This is a genomic window from Streptomyces canus (genome assembly GCF_030815415.1).
In the GTDB taxonomy this organism is placed as follows: Bacteria; Actinomycetota; Actinomycetes; order Streptomycetales; family Streptomycetaceae; genus Streptomyces; species Streptomyces canus_F.
In genome coordinates, this window is the sequence record NZ_JAUSWW010000001.1 from 5236318 (window position 1) to 5252131 (window position 15814).

Here is a 15814-nt window from a genome sequence, read left to right on the forward strand (position 1 = left end):
CTGCCCGGCACTCTCGACCTTCTGTATCAAAGGGGACTAATTACGCTCGGCTCAGCGTCGTCTTCCGGTCCCCCGCCCCCGACTCTCCCGGCCGAACTGGCCGCGCGGGTACCGCAGTTGCTGGAGGCGATGCGGTCCGTCGGCAGCGGCCTCGAGCTGCATTCCACGCTGGAACGGATCTGCGAGACCGCGGCCGTGCTGACGCAGGCCCGGTACGCGACATCGGCGTCGTCGACGAGGACGGCCGGGGGCTGGCCGACTTCGTCTTCCACGGCGTGGACGAGGCGGAGGCGGCCGCCAGGCGTATCGGACGGCCGCCGGACGGGCACCGGGGGCTGCTCGGCGCGCTCATCCGCGACCTGGAGCCGGTCCGACTCACGGACCTCACCCGGGATCCGCGCTCCTGCGGCTTCCCCGAGCACCACCCCTGGATGCGCGGCTTCCTCGGCCTCCCGATCCGGGTCCAGGGCGAGATCTTCGGGAACCTGTATCTGACGGAGAAGCGCGGCGACGGGCCTTTCCACGACGACGACCTCGACATGGTTCGGGTGCTCGCCACGGCGGCCGGCATCGCCATTGGCAACGCCCGGCTGTACGAGGCCGCCCAACAGCGTGAGCGGTGGATCGACGGGTCGGTCGCCGTCACCACCGCCCTGCTGTCGGGCGGGGACGTCGACGACGCCCTCCAGGTCGTCGCGGAGCAGACCCGACGGCTGTCGGGGGCGACAGCGGGGATCGTGCTGCTGCCCGCCGACGAGGGCGGCCAGACGCGACCGTGCCCTTGCCGGGCGGGCGGAACGGCGTATGCCTGACCGTCGCGGACGACGGCGTCGGCGTCCCCGAGGGCGGCCGGCGCAGCGGCCTGAAGAACCTCAAGAGGCGCGCTGAGTCGCTGGGCGGCGACAGCCGGCACGGGCCGGGCATCGGGTAGGACGGTGGCGGCACGACGGTGGTGTGGGAGGCACCGCTCGACTGAAGAGCGGCCCCCTGAGCCGCCTCCCTCGTGACGAGCCGTCAATCACGATTCCGCGGACGCCTGTTCGGTCGTACGACTGCGCCGAACGGGGTGGTGATTTCCCCCGGCTGTACGACCTGACATGCCACTGGCCCGCGCTCGGGCCACGATCGCTGACATGCGACTGCCCTGGCGCCATCCCCTGCTCGTCCCGGTCGTCCTGTGCGCGCTCGCCGTGCTCGCGGCCCGCCCCACCGACGCGGCGGAGAAGAGGCGCGACGGCGCTGACCCCGGGATCAGTGCCCAGGTGGCTCGGTTGTACGAGGACGCGGCCGTGGCGACGCAGCAGTACGAGAAGGGGCGGCAGGAGGCGGAGGCACAGCGCGCCCGGGCACAGCGGCTGGAAGCGCTGCTCGACCGGGAGCGGCGGGACATCGCCGTCCTGCACGAGGACCTGGGCCGGATCGCCCGCACCCAGTACCGCGACGGCGGCGGCCTTCCGCTCACCGCGCAGATCATCCTCGCCGGCAGTCCGGAGGAGCTGATGCGCGGTCAGCAGGTCTTCTCCCAGGCGAATCTGGCCGTGAACAACTCCATCGAGAAGAGCCGGCGTGCCGAGGAGCGCCTCGCGAAGGACGAGGCGAAGGCCGTGGCGGCGTGGCAGTCGCTGGAGAAGCGGAAGGCGGAACTCGCCGCTCTGAAGACGGACATCGAGCAGAAGCTAGAAGAAGCGCGCGGGCAGTTGCAGGGCCAGGCGGACACGTCGGTCGCCGCGGGCGCCTGCCGAGGTGCCGTCCGGCTGGACCAGCCTCCGACGCAGGTTGTGGGCGGCTGGGTGGCGCCGGTGGAGACTTACGCACTGTCCGCGGGCTTCGGCAGCGGCGGCTCGCGGTGGGCGAACCGGCACACCGGGCAGGACTTCGCGGTGCCGATCGGCACGCCCGTACGGTCTGTCGGCGCGGGCCGGGTGGTGAAGGTGTCCTGCGGGGGCCCGTTCGGCATCGAGATCGTGATCGAGCAGGCGGGCGGCTACTACACGCAGTACGCCCACCTCGCCGCCGTCACCGTCGACCAGGGGGACCAGGTGGTGCCTGGACAGTGGATCGGCCAGTCGGGGACCAGCGGCAACTCCACCGGACCCCACCTGCACTTCGAGGTCCGGGTCACGCCCGAGCTGGGCTCGGCGGTGGACCCGGTGCCGTGGCTGGCGGCACGCGGCGTCCCCCTCGGTTAGCGGCGCGCCAGCAGCTGCTCGATCACGACCGCCACCCCGTCCTCGTTGTTCGCCACCGTCCGTCCCGAGGCCGCGGCGATCACGTCGGGGTGGGCGTTGCCCATCGCGTACGACTGTCCTGCCCAGGTCAGCATCTCCACGTCGTTCGGCATGTCCCCGAACGCGACGACCTCCTCGTGGGAGATACCGCGTTCGGCGCAGCACAGGGCGAGCGTGCTGGCCTTGGAGACGCCGGGGCCGCTGATCTCCAGCAGGGCGCTGGGGCTGGAGCGGGTGACGTTGGCGCGCTCGCCGATGGCGAGACGGGCGAGGGTGAGGAAGGCGTCCGGGTCGATCGTGGGGTGGAAGGCGAGGATCTTGAGGACCGGTTCGTCGGCTCCGGGACCGTCCGGCGCGAGCAGCTTCTCGGCCGGCTGGAGTTCGTCGGGGATCTCCATGTGCAGTTTCGGATAGTCCGGCTCCTGATGGAAGCCGTACGTCTGCTCCACCGCGTACACCGTGCCCGGAGCCGCCTCCCGCAGCAGCCGTACGGCGTCCAGCGCGTTGTCCCGCGCCAGCTCCCGCACCTTGACGAACCGGTGGGCGCCGGGGCCGCCGTGCAGGTCGACCACCGCGGCGCCGTTGCCGCAGATCGCCAGGCCGTGCCCGTGGACGTGGTCGCTGACGACGTCCATCCAGCGGGCGGGGCGGCCGGTGACGAAGAAGACCTCGATGCCCGCCTCCTCGGCGGCGGCGAGGGCGGCGACCGTGCGCGGGGAGACGGACTTGTCGTCGCGCAGCAGGGTGCCGTCGAGGTCGGTGGCTATCAGGCGCGGCGGGACCGTGGAGGCCGGGGTCTCGGGCTGTCGAGTCGCTGAGGTCACCCGCTCATCCTCCCGCATATGCGCGCACGGTCGTGCGAGAGCCTGCACATGTGAGTAGTTACCGCCCCCACCGGTCCGATCACGCTCCGTCGCCCCGGTCCAGCTGTGCCGGGGCCTCCATGGCGATCTGCTCGAAGACCTTCTCGTCCGCGGCGAAGTCCGAGTCGGCGATCGGCCAGTGGACGACGATCTCCGTGAAGCCCAACTCCCGGTGTCGTCCCGCGAAGTCGACGAACGCGTCGAGCGACTGCAGCGGCCGGGCGCGGTCCGGGGTGAATCCGGTGAGCAGGATCTTGTCGAGCCCGGTCACATCACGGCCGATCTCCGCACAAGCGTCGGCGAGCTTCTCGACCTGTCCGCGAATGGCTTGAATCGACTGTTCAGGAGTGCCGTTCTCGTACAGCTTCGGGTCGCCGGTGGTCACCCACGCCTGCCCGTGACGGGCGGCGAGCCGCAGCCCGCGCGGACCGGTGGCCGCAACCGCGAAGGGCAGCCGGGGCCGCTGCACACAGCCCGGGATGTTCCGCGCCTCGTGCGCCGAGTAGAAGTCGCCTTCGTAGGACACCGAGTCCTCGGTCAGCAGCCGGTCCAGCAGCGGGACGAACTCCGCGAGCCGGTCGGCACGCTCGCGCGGCGTCCACGGCTCCTGGCCGAGGGCCGTGGCGTCGAAGCCGGTGCCGCCCGCGCCGATGCCGAGGGTGACCCGGCCGCCGGAGATGTCGTCGACGGAGATCAGTTCCTTGGCGAGGGTGACCGGGTGCCGGAAGTTCGGTGAGGTCACCAGGGTGCCCAGCCGCAGATGGTCGGTGACGGCCGCCGCGGCGGTGAGTGTCGGCACGGCACCGAACCACGGGCCGTCCCGGAAGCTGCGCCAGGACAGATGGTCGTAGGTGTACGCGGTGTGGAAGCCGAGCTGCTCCGCGCGCTGCCATGCCTCACGACTCCCCTCGTGCCAGCGGCGGTACGGGAGGATCACGGTGCTCAGACGCAGACTCATGATTCGAGCGTATGCGGACCCGCCCGTTTCACGTGAAACAGTGACTGACAGTCACCGCTCTGTCATCGCCCTCGGTCGCTGAGCCAGGGGCTGAGCCCGACCAGGATGAACTCCTTGTGCACGCGGTCGCCCGGCAGCGGGACCATCAGATAGTTGCCCGGCGGGAAGCGGCGCACCTTGACCCAGGCGTGGCCGTCGTAGAGGGCGCGCAGGAAGGCGGGCACGTCGTCGCGGGCGATGTCGGGGCATTCGACGCCGTCGACGGTGATGAGCGCGTCGTCGTCCGGGAAGAGCCGTACGTCCACCCGGGGCCGGCCACCGAGCTCGACATAGGCCTCGTGAGGCAGGGAGCCGTCCGGGTCGGTGGTGACGCCGACGCCCGCGGCGCTGCGGCGCGAAGTCTGGTCGGCGCCGATGTCGTGGGTCACCTCGATCTCGAGCGCGTACTCGGCGGCGAGGGCGCGCAGGGCGGTGACGGCGGCCTCGGTGGTGGGGAGGTGGGTTCCGCTGTGGTCCATACCACTGATCATGCCGGAGGTCCGGTCAGTGGGGCGCGGGAAATCTGAGGTACTCCGGCGGCACCGCCTTCGTCAGCCACACCCCGTTCGCGCTGACGTGGAAGACGTGGCCGTCGCGGTGCATCGCACCCGTGTCCACGGAGAGCACGACGGGCCGGCCGCGGCGGGCGCCGACCCGGGTCGCCGTCTCACGGTCGGGTGAGAGATGCACGTCGTGGCGATTCATGGGCCGGAGGCCCTCGGCGCGGATCGCGTCCAGGTAGCGGTCCACGGTGCCGTGGTAGAGGTACGGCGGTGGGGTCGCCGGGGGCAGTCCGAGGTCCACCTCGATGCTGTGGCCCTGGCTGGCGCGGATCCGGGCGCCTTCGATCGCGAAGCGCTTCTTGTCGTTGGCGGCGACCACATGGTCCAGTTCCTCGCGGGTGAACCGGAAGCCGTGCGCGGCGGCAGCGGCGATCAGTACGTCGATCTCGACCCATCCGGCCTCGTCGAGCACGAGGCCGATCCGCTCGGGTTGATGGCGCAGGTGTTTCGAGAGGTACTTCGACACCTTCACGGTGCGTCTTTCGTCCATCCGCTCAGCATGACGGGAGAGACGCGCATCACGCATTTTGTTTTGGCGCGGAGGTTTGATCCACAACCAAGTGTAGTTATCCACAGGCTACTTGGCGTTTCTGTGGACAACTCACCGTCATGTCAGCCCTGTTCGCCAAGATCAGCTGGGGGCCGTCTCTTTGACGTGAGCGCGTCCAACCCCCTTGCCCGCACCTCCCGTTCAGCCGCCAGCGCGATGAACTCCGCCACATCCTCCGCGCCAACCAGCCCCTCCACCGCCCGCATTGTCTCCTCGGGCAGAGACACGGAGCGTGACGAGATCCGCTCCGACGGCCCCTTGCCCGTGTCCAGGTGCTGCCGAAGATGCCGTACCGCCAACAGCCCCATCGCACGGGCGAGTTCCGCGTCCACGGTCTGCTGGGCAAGGGGTCGCAGCCGGCGTACGAGCGAGGCCGCCTCGGCCGCGTCGGCGTCGGTCGGACGGTGGGGTCCGTCGAGGTAGCGGGCGAAGACGTGCTCGGTGGTGAACTCCAGGAAACGGGCGGCGATGTGCTCGACCTGACCCCTCAACTCCCTTAGATGGCCGGAGATGGCCGACAGCGGCACCCCCGCCGCGTGCAACTCGACGGCCACAGCCAACTCTTGGGGACTCGGCACGAGGAAGCAGTCCTCGTCGCCGGGCACCGGCTCCAGCACACCGAGCTCCACAGCGTCGGCGATGGCCGCATCGTCGGGAGTGCCGCGGAACCGCTCCTCCAGCTCGGCGCGCGAGATCCGTACCGCCGCCTCGTCGCTCCACGGTCCGTCGACCTCGGCGACCAGCCCGAGCACGCCGCCGAGGCCGCGACCGGTGTCCCAGGCCTCCAGGAGCTCCTTGATGGAGGCCAGGGTGTAGCCGCGGTCGAGGAGATCGGCTATCTGGCGCAGGCGGACGAGGTGGGCGTCGGAGTAGAGGTTGGCGCGGCCGTGGCGCTCGGGGCGGGGGAGCAGACCGCGGTCCTGGTAGGCGCGGATGGTGCGGACGGTGGCGCCGCTGAGGTGGGCGAGGTCCTCGATCCGCAGCGCCGGTATGTCACTCACACGACCCCCCTCTGGACGCCGTTCATGCCGCCTGGCGGAGCAGCGGCCCGAAGGGCGACGCCACGCCGCAGACGCCGTCCAGGGGCCTCACAGCGGTGGCTCCAGCCGTGCGATCGCCCGCAGCGCGCGCGGTGCGATCCGGGACAGTAGACGCGCGCCGCGGGCCTCGGGTGTCACCGGTACCACCGCCTCGTTGCGCACGACCGCCCGCAGGATCGCGTCGGCGACCTTCTCCGGCGGGTAGTTCCGCAGTCCGTACAGCCGCGCGGTCCGCTTCTGGCGCCGCTTCTCCTCATCGGCGTCCACCCCGGCGAAGCGTGCGGTCGAGGTGATGTTGGTGTTGACGAAGCCGGGGCAGATCGCGCTCACCCCGATCCCCTGCCCGGCCAGCTCCGCGCGCAGGCACTCGCTGAGCATCAGCACCGCCGCCTTGGAGGTGCTGTAGGCGGGCAGCGCCTTGGAGGGCTGATAGGCGGCCGCCGACGCGGTGTTGACGATGTGGCCGCCCTGTCCGCGCTCGGCCATCTGCCTGCCGAACAGCCGGCAGCCGTGGATGACGCCCCACAGGTTGACGTCGAGGACCTTCTTCCAGTCCGCGGGGCTGGTGTCGAAAAAGGAGCCGCCCAGGCCGATCCCGGCGTTGTTCACCAGGACGTCCACCACGCCGTACTCGGCGGCGACCTTCGCCGCGAGCTTCTCCATGGCCTGCTCGTCGGAGACGTCGACGGTCTCCGCCCAGGCCTCGGGGGAGCCGATCAGCCGGGACATCTCGGCGGTACGGGTCGCGCTCTCGGCGTCCCGGTCCACGGCGATCACGCGTGCGCCGGATTCCGCGAACGCGTAGGCGGTGGCTCGCCCGATGCCACTGCCCGCCCCCGTGACCAGCACGAGCTGCCCCCCGAAGCGGTTGGCGTACTTGCCGGAGACTGTCACCGCTTCGGGGCGCCCGCCTTCCACGGAGGTCACGAACTCCGCGATCCAGGAGGCCAGTTGGTCGGGCCGCGAGCGTGGTATCCAATGCCGGGCCTGGAGGGTGCGCCGGGTCAACTGCGGGACCCACTGCTCCAGTTGGTCGTAGAGCCGCTCCGACAGGAACGCGTCGCCGAGCGGCGTGATGAGCTGCACGGGCGCGTGGGCGTACGCGTCCGGGCGTGGTCTGCGCAGGCGGGGACGGACGTTGTCCCGGTACAGCCACGCCCCGTGCGCCGCGTCCCTCGGCAGCGAGGAGGTCGGGTACCCGTCGCCGGGGACCCGCTCGACGCGCTCCAGGAGGCGCGGCCAGGCCTTGCCGAGCGGGCCGCGCCAGGCGAGTTCGGGCAGTACGGGCGTGTGCAGCGCGTACACGTACCAGGACTTGGCGCCCTGGCCGAGGAGCTGGCCGACGCGGCGCGGGGTGGGGCGCTTGATCCGGCCGTTGATCCAGTGCCCGAGGTGGTCCAGGGACGGTCCGGACATCGAGGTGAAGGAGGCGATCCGGCCCTCGGTGCGCCGGACCGTGGTGAACTCCCAGCCCTGTACCGAGCCCCAGTCGTGGCCCACCAGATGCACCGGCCGGTCCGGGCTGACCGCGTCCACGACGGCCAGGAAGTCGTCCGTCAGCTTCTCCAGGGTGAAACCGCCGCGCAGCGGCTGCGGCGCCGACGAGCGGCCGTGGCCCCGGACGTCGTAGAGGACGACGTGGAAGCGGTCCGACAGCCGTGCCGCGACCTGTGACCACACCTCCTTGCTGTCCGGATAGCCGTGCACCAGGACGACCGTCGGCCACGACGGGTCCCCCAGCTCGGCGACACACAGCTCGACACCGCCGGTCCGCACCCGGCGCTCGCGCGCACCTTCAAGAGCCACGCCGCTCACTCCCCCTCCGTCCAGCGCCGCACGTGCGGCAGATCGTCGTCCAGCCAGAAAGCGCTCTGTTCCGGGTCCTTGGAGTCGGTGACGACGAGGATCTCCTCGAACTTCGCGCCCGTGCCCCGGAAACCGAGGTGGGGTTCGACCGCCCACAGACCCGGCCGCGGCGGATGGTCGGAGAAGCGGTACGGCGACCACAGCGGCGACCAGCCCTCGCGATGTCCGTGCAGCGCGTCGGCCGCCAGGGCCTTGAGGGACTGGGTGCCGAAGCCGAAGACCTTCGGCGACCAGCGGCGCTCCCGCACCCGGTCCACCTTGTGCGCGATCACCCCGAAGGGATACGCGCGGTGCCGGTTGGCGTAGCCCTGGCGGACCATGAGGCGGTCCACGTCCTGGTAGATCTCGCGCAGCGACCGCCGCTCCCGCACCTCGTCGAGGATCAGCTCGCGATGCGCCCGGAGGTCGTCCATCAGCTTGTCCTGCACCGGGTTGACGCCCAGCGAGCCCGAGTAGCCGATGTCCGCCGTGAAGCCCTCGTGGATGGGTGCCATGTCCAGGATGAACGGCATGCCCGGCTCCAGCCTGCGGTTCGTGGGGAAGAACTGCAGCGGGACGCGGAAGTTCACGAACGCCGTGCGGTCCCCGAACCAGGCGAAGGGCAGATGGAACCAGTCCCGCACCCCGCGCTCGCCCAGCCACTCGCGCTGCATCCGCGCCGCTTCACGCTCGGTCACCCCCGGCTCGAGGCGGGCCGCGACGGCCTCAGCGCACTCGTACGCCAACCGCTGGACCTTTCTGAACCCTCGCAGCTCAGCGGCCCGTTCGTCTGTCACTGCCGTCGTCATGCCACTCCGCCCCACCCAGTCCACGTCGACTGCGCTACGTGTCCGTAACTTGACAGCACCGAATGTGACAGTTGTTAGAGGCAGCGTCAATAGCAGGGTCGCGGCCTGTGGAAAACGCCCCCGCGTAGCTCTCAGGCATGGCATCCCCTACGGGCCCGTACGTCTGGAGGCTGACCCGAAGACAGCTCTGCGGTGTGACGACCGGCGTGGTCCGCGTCACTACCGTCTATCCCGTGACTGTGATCGCGACCGAAAGCCTGAGCAAGCGGTTCCCCCGGGTGACCGCGCTTGACCGGCTCTCCGTCGACGTCGGGCCCGGTGTGACCGGACTCGTCGGAGCAAACGGAGCCGGCAAGTCCACACTGATCAAGATCCTGCTGGGTCTGTCCCCCGCCACGGAGGGCCGTGCCGAAGTGCTCGGGCTCGACGTCGCCACCAAGGGCGGCGCCATTCGTGAGCGCGTGGGGTACATGCCGGAGCACGACTGTCTGCCGCCCGACGTCTCGGCGACCGAGTTCGTCGTCCACATGGCGCGCATGTCGGGCCTGCCGCCCGCCGCCGCGCGCGAACGCACCGCCGACACGCTGCGCCACGTCGGGCTGTACGAGGAGCGGTACCGCCCCATCGGCGGCTACTCCACCGGCATGAAGCAGCGCGTGAAGCTGGCCCAGGCCCTGGTCCACGACCCGCAGCTGGTCTTCCTGGACGAGCCGACCAACGGCCTCGACCCGGTCGGCCGCGACGACATGCTGGGCCTGATCCGGCGTATCTACACCGACTTCGGCATCTCGGTCCTGGTCACCTCGCACCTGCTGGGCGAACTGGAACGCACCTGCGACCACGTCGTCGTCGTGGACGGCGGCAAACTGCTGCGCTCCAGCTCCACCACCGACTTCACCCAGACCACGACCACCCTGGCGATCGAGGTCACCGACACCGACGCGCACCCCGACGGAACCCGCGCGGTACGAGAAGCGCTCCACGCGCGCGGGGTGGAAGTCCTCGACGCGAACAGCGCCCTGCCGGGCGCCGGCCACATCCTGCTGCTGACCGCACAGGGCGAGGAGACGTACGACGTCGTCCGGGACGCGGTCGCCGACCTCGGCCTCGGCCTGGTCCGCATGGAGCAGCGCCGGCATCACATCTCCGAGGTCTTCACCGACGACCAGGACACCAGCGAGCAGCGGAAGGAGGCCGTCGGCCATGGCAGTTGAGCAGCCCCTGTCGACACCGGTCGCGACACCGGGTGACCAGACCCGCATCCACAACATCGGCTACCGCAGCTACGACGGCCCCCGCCTCGGCCGCACCTACGCCACCCGCTCCCTCTACTCGCAGTCCCTGCGCGGCTCCTACGGCCTCGGCCGGTCGGTGAAGTCCAAGGTGCTGCCGATGCTGCTCTTCGTGGTGATGTGCGTGCCCGCGGCCATCATGGTCGCCGTCGCGGTCGCCACCAAGGCCAACGACCTGCCCGTCGACTACACGCGCTACGCGATCGTCATGCAGGCCGTCATCAGCCTCTACATCGCCTCCCAGGCACCCCAGTCCGTCTCGCGGGACCTGCGCTTCAAGACCGTGCCGCTGTACTTCTCGCGGCCGATCGAGACCGCCGACTACGTCCGCGCGAAGTACGCGGCGCTGGCCTCGGCGATGTTCATCCTCACCGCCGCCCCACTGCTCGTGCTCTATGTGGGCGCGCTGCTGGCCAAGCTGGACTTCGCCGACCAGACCAAGGGATTCGCACAGGGACTGGTCTCGGTGGCACTGCTCTCGCTGCTGTTCGCCGGCATCGGCCTGGTCATCGCCTCGGTCACGCCCCGCCGCGGCTTCGGTATCGCGGCCGTGATCGCCGTCATGACCATCTCCTACGGAGCGGTCTCCACGCTCCAGGCCATCGCCGACACTCAGGGCAGCTCGGACGCCGTCCCGTGGATCGGCCTGTTCTCCCCGGTCACCCTCATCGACGGGCTGCAGACCGCGTTCCTCGGCGCGAGCTCGGCGTTCCCCGGCGCGGTAGGTCCTTCGAACGGCGAGGGCGTGGTCTACGTCCTGGCCGTCCTCGGCCTCATCGCCGCATGCTACGGCCTGCTGCTGCGCCGCTACCGAAAGGTCGGACTGTGACCACGCTCAACATCGACCACGTCTCGCGCTGGTTCGGCAACGTGGTCGCCGTCAACGACATCACCATGACGATCGGCCCCGGCGTCACCGGCCTCCTCGGCCCCAACGGCGCCGGAAAGTCCACCCTGATCAACATGATGGGCGGCTTCCTCGCCCCCTCCACCGGCACCGTCACCCTCGACGGCCAGCAGGTGTGGCGCAACGAGAACATCTACAAACACATCGGCATCGTCCCCGAGCGCGAGGCGATGTACGACTTCCTCACCGGCCGTGAATTCGTCGTCGCCAACGCCGAGTTGCACGGTCTGGGAGCCAAGGCCGCCCAGAAGGCGCTGGCCACGGTCGAGATGGAGTACGCGCAGGACCGCAAGATCCAGACGTACTCCAAGGGCATGCGCCAGCGTGTGAAGATGGCCAGTGCCCTCGTCCACGACCCGTCGCTGCTCCTCCTCGACGAGCCCTTCAACGGCATGGACCCCCGTCAGCGCATGCAGCTTATGGACCTGCTGCGACGGATGGGTGACGAGGGCCGCACGGTGCTGTTCTCCTCCCACATCCTCGAAGAGGTGGAGCAACTCGCCTGGCACATCGAGGTCGTGGTGGCCGGACGCCATGCGGCCAGCGGTGACTTCCGCAAGATCCGCCGCCTGATGACCGACCGGCCGCACCGCTATCTGGTGCGCTCCAGCGACGACCGCGCCCTCGCGGCCGCGCTGATCGCCGACCTGTCGACGTCCGGCATCGAAGTCGACCTGGCGGAGGGCGCGTTGCGTATCCAGGCCGTCGACTTCGGCCGTTTCACCGCGCTGCTGCCCAAGGTCGCCCGCGACCACGGCATCCGGCTGCTCACGGTCTCGCCGTCCGACGAGTCCCTCGAGTCCGTGTTCTCGTATCTGGTCGCGGCGTAGGAGGCCCAAGATGTATGACCCCACAGTCGCCCGACTCACCTACCGGGCCCTGCTCGGCCGGCGCCGGGCCCTCATCCTGGGCGCCCTGCCCGCTCTGCTGATCCTGATCTCCGTGATCGTGCGGGCTCTGGTGGGCGCCGACGACCAGACCACGGCCGACCTCCTGGGCGGCCTCGCGCTGGCCACGATGGTGCCGATCATCGGTGTCATCGCCGGCACGGGCGCGATCGGCCCGGAGATCGACGACGGCTCGGTGGTGTATCTGCTGTCCAAGCCGATCAAACGCCCGACGATCATCTTCACCAAGTTGATCGTCGCGGTCGCCGTGACCATGGTGTTCTCGGCGCTGCCGACCCTGATCGCGGGCTTCATCCTCAACGGCAACGGCCAGCAGATCGCCGTCGCCTACACGGTGGCCGCGCTGGTCTCCTCCATCGCCTACGCCGCGCTGTTCCTGCTGCTGGGCACGGTGTCCCGGCACGCGGTGGTCTTCGGTCTCGTCTACGCCCTTGTCTGGGAGGCCCTGTTCGGCTCCCTGGTCGCCGGGGCGCGCACGCTCAGCGTCCAGCAGTGGTCGCTGGCGGTGGCTCAGAAGGTCGCCGGCGGGGACCTGGTCACCTCGGACGTCGGGCTGACGACGGCCACGGTGCTGCTGGTCGCGGTGACCGTGCTCGCCACCTGGTACGCGGGACAGAAGCTGCGGACGCTGACGCTGGCGGGCGAGGAGTAGACGCCGCGCTTATTGACAGGGACTTCACCATTGCCCGGGCAGACTGGGCAGCAGGGGATGGACTGCGAGGAGGAACGGGGATGGCGGACGCGCACTACGACGGGCGGGCCCGATCCGGGGACGACACCTGGGACGGCCTTGTCCTGGACGAGGACTTCATACGCTCGGCGGAGTCCTCCGAGCCGTCCGCCCGGGCCCGCATGCTCGCCGCCCGCTGGCGCGGCGAGAAGCCCGAGCCGCAGCCGTGGCGTTCCGACGAGCCGCCCGCGGGCTGGTTCTTCAGCAAGGCGCGCCGCAAGTGGTGGCGGCGGTAGGCGAACACCCGGCCGTTTTAATCAGTGGCGTCCAACTCGGCACACAGGCACGATGGTTGTGTCCACGCCGGACAGTGACTCCGGCGCCACGTTCTGGGAGAGGAGGTGGGCGATGTCCATGCACGACAGTACGTCCAGCTCCCTTCAGGGCAGTCCGCGGCGGGTTCCGGTGTAGTTACGCCACCGTCGAACCCGCTCGCTCGGGAGCTGCCCGGGGCGGCCGCTTCGAGCACGCGATGTCGCTCTCGCGTGGGCCGCCCACCCGGAGGATTGGCCGAGTGGAAAGGCACCGGCTTGCTAAGCCGCGGTCGGGGGAAACCCCGCGCACGTTCGATCCGTGCATCCTCCGCAACACGTTGAAGCACACGGCACTGGACCCACCCAAAGGGGCGCGGGGCTGTGTCGATTTGCGGCTACCGCCGCGTGGGCGCGACCAGCCACGGACGGCCCGCAGTTCACCACAGCCTCAACCCAGCAGGCGCTCCAGGACCACCGCGATCCCGTCGTCCTCGTTGGACGCGGTCACCTCGTCGGCCACCGCCTTGAGCTCCTCATGCGCATTGCCCATGGCCACACCCCGAGCAGCCCACCCGAACATGGGAACGTCATTGGGCATATCGCCGAAGGCGATCGTGTCCGCGGCCTTCAGACCGAGCCGGCGGGCCGCCAGCGACAGTCCCGTCGCCTTCGACAGCCCCAACGGCAGCAGTTCGACGATCCCCGCGCCGGCCATCGCGACGGACACGAACCCGCCCGCCGCCCGCCGGGACGCCTCCGCCAGCTCGTCGTCCGACAGCTCCGGATGCTGGATGTAGATCTTGTTCAGTGGCGCGGACCACAGATCGGCCGCATCCGTGAACGGTGTCGCGGGCAGGTCCCCGGTGAGTGCGTACCCCTGCCCCACCAGCACCGCACCGTCGAGACCGTCCCGGCTCGCCGCCAGGTACAGCGGCCCGACCTCCGCCTCGATCTTGGCCAGCGCGACGCCTGCCAGCTGCCGGTCGAGCGTCACCGACGTCAGCAGCCGATGCTCCCCGGCGTGGTACACCTGCCCACCCTGCCCGCAGACCGCGAGCCCGTCATAGCCGAGGTCGTCGAGGATGTGCCGCGTCCACGGCACCGCGCGGCCGGTGACGACGATGTGCGCCGCACCGGCCTCGGTCGCCGCCGCGAGGGCGGCACGCGTGCGCTGCGAGACCGACTCGTCGGAGCGCAGGAGCGTTCCGTCGAGGTCGGTCGCGATCAGCTTGAAGGGAAACTCAGCGGCCGTACTCACTTGGCAACGGGCTCCAGCACCTCACGCCCGCCCAGGTACGGACGCAGCACCGGCGGCACGTACACGGAGCCGTCGGCCTGCTGGTGGTTCTCCAGGAGCGCCACGATCGTGCGCGGTACGGCGCACAGCGTGCCGTTGAGGGTCGCGAGCGGCTGTACCTTCTTGCCGTCGCGCTGGCGCACCGACAGTCGGCGGGCCTGGAAGCTGTCGCAGTTGGACGCCGAGGTCAGCTCGCGGTACTTGCCCTGGGTCGGGATCCACGCCTCGCAGTCGAACTTGCGGGACGCCGACGCACCGAGGTCGCCCGAGGCCACGTCGATGACCTGGAAGGGCAGCTCGAGGCCGGTCAGCCACTGCTTCTCCCAGTCCAGGAGCCGCTGGTGCTCGTTCTCGGCGTCCTCGGGGGCGACGTACGAGAACATCTCGACCTTGTCGAACTGGTGCACGCGGAAGATGCCCCGCGTGTCCTTGCCGTAGGTGCCGGCCTCGCGGCGGAAGCACGGCGAGAAGCCGGCGTAGCGCAGCGGCAGCTTGTCGGCGTCGAGGATCTCGTCCATGTGGTACGCGGCGAGCGGGACCTCGGAGGTGCCGACCAGGTAGTAGTCGTCCTTCTCCAGGTGGTACACGTTCTCCGCGGCCTGGCCGAGGAAGCCGGTGCCCTCCATGGCGCGCGGGCGGACCAGCGCGGGGGTGAGCATCGGGATGAAGCCGGCCTCGGTGGCCTGGGCGATCGCCGCGTTGACGAGCGCGAGCTCCAGGAGCGCGCCGACACCCGTCAGGTAGTAGAAGCGCGAGCCGGAGACCTTGGCGCCGCGCTCGACGTCGATGGCGCCCAGCGACTCGCCGAGCTCCAGGTGGTCCTTGGGCTCGAAGCCCTCGGCGCCGAAGTCCCGGATGGTGCCGTGCGTCTCGAGGACGACGAAGTCCTCCTCGCCGCCGACGGGGACGTCGGGGTGGACGAGGTTGCCGAGCTGGAGGGCGAGGCGCTTGGTCTCCTCGTCGGCCTCGTGCTGCTCGGCGTCGGCCGCCTTGACGTCGGCGGCCAGCTGGCCCGCCTTCTTCAGGAGCTCGGCCTTCTCGTCGCCGGAGGCCTTGGGGATGAGCTTGCCGAGGTTCTTCTGCTCGGAACGCAGCTCGTCGAAGCGGACGCCGGACGACCTGCGCCGCTCGTCGGCAGACAGGAGGGCGTCGACGAGTGCGACGTCCTCTCCACGGGCGCGCTGAGAGGCGCGCACTCGGTCGGGGTCCTCACGGAGCAGGCGAAGGTCAATCACGCGGCCAAGGCTACCGGTGCCTGGTGAGAGCCCACGACTCGCTATTCCGAACTACGCCTTACATACCGTTATGGGGTAATTGCGTATCGTGTCAATAAAAGGCGTCTCACTCCCTGGAACGAGGCAGGGGAGAGGTGGCTGGTTGACTCGATTCCCTTGCGGGGGAAGGGACTTGGAGGCTGCTCTGTCCACAGGAATCCACACCCCCGGAAAGTTATCCACAGGGTGTGCGAAAGATCTGTGGACTTCGGAAGTGATCATTCCGAACCGGCCTCGCCGGGCTGAGAATTCCCGAT

General features: G+C 70.0%; 15 protein-coding genes, 1 tRNA gene and 1 pseudogene. 8 read left to right on the plus strand and 9 right to left on the minus strand.

The genetic code is table 11. The annotated features are described in order from the left end of the window. Window positions 1-129: 129 nt before the first annotated feature. Window positions 130-764 (plus strand): annotated as a pseudogene (locus QF037_RS24235) (GAF domain-containing protein); the annotation flags it as partial. A gap of 369 nt (window positions 765-1133) precedes the next feature. Continuing rightward, on the plus strand, window positions 1134-2189 hold the full coding sequence (locus tag QF037_RS24240) for a murein hydrolase activator EnvC family protein (RefSeq protein ID WP_307028576.1): 1056 nt from the start codon (window positions 1134-1136) through the stop codon (window positions 2187-2189). Here the strand turns inward: QF037_RS24240 and QF037_RS24245 are convergent. The 7 genes from QF037_RS24245 to QF037_RS24275 form a co-directional block, all read right to left on the minus strand. Next, window positions 2186-3052, minus strand: a complete 867-nt coding sequence (locus QF037_RS24245; protein WP_307028578.1) for a Cof-type HAD-IIB family hydrolase — start codon at window positions 3050-3052, stop codon at window positions 2186-2188. The two genes, QF037_RS24240 and QF037_RS24245, sit on opposite strands and share 4 nt — an antisense overlap. A gap of 79 nt (window positions 3053-3131) precedes the next feature. After that, window positions 3132-4049, minus strand: coding sequence for an LLM class flavin-dependent oxidoreductase (locus tag QF037_RS24250; protein ID WP_307028580.1), 918 nt, complete (start codon window positions 4047-4049; stop codon window positions 3132-3134). A 62-nt stretch (window positions 4050-4111) separates the two neighbouring features. Next, window positions 4112-4579: a hypothetical protein gene (locus QF037_RS24255; protein ID WP_373463811.1), complete on the minus strand. Its 468-nt coding sequence runs from the start codon at window positions 4577-4579 to the stop codon at window positions 4112-4114. A gap of 13 nt (window positions 4580-4592) precedes the next feature. Continuing rightward, window positions 4593-5141, minus strand: coding sequence for an RNA 2'-phosphotransferase (locus QF037_RS24260; RefSeq protein ID WP_307028585.1), 549 nt, complete (start codon window positions 5139-5141; stop codon window positions 4593-4595). Between the two features lie 122 nt (window positions 5142-5263). Further along, on the minus strand, window positions 5264-6202 hold the full coding sequence (locus QF037_RS24265) for a MerR family transcriptional regulator (protein ID WP_307028587.1): 939 nt from the start codon (window positions 6200-6202) through the stop codon (window positions 5264-5266). Window positions 6203-6289: 87 nt separating this feature from the next. Continuing rightward, window positions 6290-8047 (minus strand): SDR family oxidoreductase, encoded by a 1758-nt coding sequence (locus QF037_RS24270; protein WP_307028589.1) that lies wholly within the window; start codon window positions 8045-8047, stop codon window positions 6290-6292. Window positions 8048-8052: 5 nt separating this feature from the next. Then, complete coding sequence (locus tag QF037_RS24275; protein ID WP_307028591.1) at window positions 8053-8895, minus strand: M24 family metallopeptidase; 843 nt, start codon at window positions 8893-8895, stop codon at window positions 8053-8055. A gap of 239 nt (window positions 8896-9134) precedes the next feature. Here QF037_RS24275 and QF037_RS24280 point away from each other — a divergent pair, with 239 nt between their 5' ends. The 6 genes from QF037_RS24280 (at window position 9135) to QF037_RS24305 (ending at window position 13317) form a co-directional block, all read left to right on the plus strand. Continuing rightward, window positions 9135-10109: an ABC transporter ATP-binding protein gene (locus QF037_RS24280; protein ID WP_046256587.1), complete on the plus strand. Its 975-nt coding sequence runs from the start codon at window positions 9135-9137 to the stop codon at window positions 10107-10109. Continuing rightward, window positions 10099-11016 carry an ABC transporter permease gene (locus tag QF037_RS24285; RefSeq protein ID WP_307028593.1) on the plus strand — a complete coding sequence of 306 codons (918 nt, stop codon included), beginning with the start codon at window positions 10099-10101 and terminating at the stop codon, window positions 11014-11016. Before QF037_RS24280 ends, QF037_RS24285 begins: the two co-directional genes overlap by 11 nt. Continuing rightward, a complete protein-coding gene (locus QF037_RS24290; RefSeq protein ID WP_307028595.1) occupies window positions 11013-11924 on the plus strand; it encodes an ABC transporter ATP-binding protein in 912 nt (303 codons plus the stop codon). The genes QF037_RS24285 and QF037_RS24290 overlap by 4 nt, the downstream gene beginning before the upstream one ends. A 10-nt stretch (window positions 11925-11934) precedes the next feature. After that, complete coding sequence (locus QF037_RS24295; RefSeq protein ID WP_307028597.1) at window positions 11935-12654, plus strand: ABC transporter permease; 720 nt, start codon at window positions 11935-11937, stop codon at window positions 12652-12654. A gap of 80 nt (window positions 12655-12734) precedes the next feature. Further along, window positions 12735-12968, plus strand: coding sequence for an SGM_3592 family protein (locus QF037_RS24300; RefSeq protein WP_046256450.1), 234 nt, complete (start codon window positions 12735-12737; stop codon window positions 12966-12968). 264 nt (window positions 12969-13232) lie between these two features. Further along, window positions 13233-13317: transfer RNA gene (locus tag QF037_RS24305), tRNA-Ser, on the plus strand. Between the two features lie 117 nt (window positions 13318-13434). Here QF037_RS24305 and QF037_RS24310 read toward each other — a convergent pair. Continuing rightward, on the minus strand, window positions 13435-14244 hold the full coding sequence (locus QF037_RS24310) for an HAD family hydrolase (protein ID WP_307028599.1): 810 nt from the start codon (window positions 14242-14244) through the stop codon (window positions 13435-13437). Further along, window positions 14241-15518 carry a serine--tRNA ligase gene (serS, locus tag QF037_RS24315; RefSeq protein WP_046256448.1) on the minus strand — a complete coding sequence of 426 codons (1278 nt, stop codon included), beginning with the start codon at window positions 15516-15518 and terminating at the stop codon, window positions 14241-14243. Before serS ends, QF037_RS24310 begins: the two co-directional genes overlap by 4 nt. Window positions 15519-15814 lie beyond the last annotated feature (296 nt).

Coding starts and splice junctions, on each gene's coding strand:
- QF037_RS24240 (WP_307028576.1), top strand. CDS start 1,134: ATGCGACTGCCCTGGCGCCATCCCCTGCTCGTCCCGGTCGTCCTGTGC.
- QF037_RS24250 (WP_307028580.1), bottom strand. CDS start 4,049: ATGAGTCTGCGTCTGAGCACCGTGATCCTCCCGTACCGCCGCTGGCAC.
- QF037_RS24255 (WP_373463811.1), bottom strand. CDS start 4,579: ATGATCAGTGGTATGGACCACAGCGGAACCCACCTCCCCACCACCGAG.
- QF037_RS24260 (WP_307028585.1), bottom strand. CDS start 5,141: ATGGACGAAAGACGCACCGTGAAGGTGTCGAAGTACCTCTCGAAACAC.
- QF037_RS24275 (WP_307028591.1), bottom strand. CDS start 8,895: ATGACGACGGCAGTGACAGACGAACGGGCCGCTGAGCTGCGAGGGTTC.
- QF037_RS24285 (WP_307028593.1), top strand. CDS start 10,099: ATGGCAGTTGAGCAGCCCCTGTCGACACCGGTCGCGACACCGGGTGAC.
- QF037_RS24295 (WP_307028597.1), top strand. CDS start 11,935: ATGTATGACCCCACAGTCGCCCGACTCACCTACCGGGCCCTGCTCGGC.
- QF037_RS24300 (WP_046256450.1), top strand. CDS start 12,735: ATGGCGGACGCGCACTACGACGGGCGGGCCCGATCCGGGGACGACACC.